Source organism: Endozoicomonas sp. ONNA2, from assembly GCF_024606365.1.
In the GTDB taxonomy this organism is placed as follows: domain Bacteria; phylum Pseudomonadota; class Gammaproteobacteria; order Pseudomonadales; family Endozoicomonadaceae; genus Endozoicomonas.
Genome location: NZ_JAHHPO010000973.1, coordinates 1 through 1,264, shown reverse-complemented (window position 1 = coordinate 1,264; position 1,264 = coordinate 1). Strand labels below are relative to the sequence as shown.

At 42.8% G+C, this 1,264-nt stretch carries 1 protein-coding gene; it reads right to left on the bottom strand.

Going from position 1 to position 1,264, the window contains the following annotated elements:
• Positions 1-1,024, bottom strand: a 1,024-nt coding sequence (locus KDK14_RS17195) for a hypothetical protein (RefSeq protein WP_257266414.1), incomplete at its 3' end; no start/stop codon positions are given.
• Positions 1,025-1,264 lie beyond the last annotated feature (240 nt).

The following is a 1,264-nucleotide window of genomic DNA, read 5'->3' as shown; positions in this document are numbered from 1 at the left end:
TATCAGCCAATTCAGACATCAGCCCGGCTGGGCCATCAGGAACCGGTGAGGTCTGAGTGCCTGAAGTTGAGGCAAGCCACGCTAAGGATGCTGGACTGGTTTCAGTTCCCTGGTCAACTGGAGATGCAGGAGATGTAGTTTCGTCAACCACAGATGCAGGAGAAGAAACGTCAGACCCATAACCTGATTCCCCATCTTCATCTGTGGCCTTATAGATCAGCGCAGGCATTTTATGCCCATTTGGCAAGATCAAGGTATTGTCACTGATTACCTCCGGTGTTTGCTCACCGTCTGGCCTGGTCACGGTGGTGTCATTGTGCAAGGCCGATGTTGTCTGGTCATCCGTTGAGTGGGAACTAACCGGGCGTTCCCAATCACCTGATACCTCAACCCTGAGTGGAGTTATATCTTCTTGCTTTGTTTCTCCCGGATTCACAGCACTGTAATTGCTGAGTATATCTCTAAGCTTTCCTTCAGAATCAATCAGTTGTTTTCCTGTTATTAACGTTTTGTCGTAACCTGCGTTAAAATGCCAGTCCCGGATGTCATCCATTGTTGAAATAATGATTTTTGCAAGCTCTTTTGGAGTGCTCAAATCAACTTCTTTAAGCTCCTTCAGGTGTTCTTTTAGCTTTGTTGAAAAATCAGTATCCAGGTCTACTTCGTTTTTTGCTGCTTTGGCTTGAATATCTTTTAATATTTCCTCAACTTTCTTTCGATCTGGCTGTAGTTGTCGACGTTCAGCCTTTATATCACCACCATTGTTTAATGCTCTTTCTACATCACGAAAATGATCAGACTTTAGCAATCCCCTGATTTTTATGTCGAGAACAGGAACATTACGAATCCTTCTGGTATGAAATGGTTTTCCTGGATTAAGTGAACTTCCCCAGCCCCCTTGGACGACGTATCTATTGCTTTTGGGGTTTATGACGCCTTTTTCTCTGGCAGTTTCCTGATCTCCATGGGGAACCACTGGTGGTGTTGAAAAGCTATTTCCTCTTGGCCCGTTGACATTACTCATAAACCGTCCTGACTGTTTGTTGTCCTTAACTATCAGCAGGCAATCAGTTGAAGAAACATCATCAGCCCCAGTTGCTGGAGTCTGATTAATCCACGATTACACTTATTTAATTTCAGGCTAGCAGAATAGAAGGCCTTATTTAGTCTTTAAGAGAAAACTCAGGACAGTTATTAACAAAACCGGAAAGATTGAACAATTTTTTTCTAAATCATCAAACAACAATCTTTTAAATATATATTC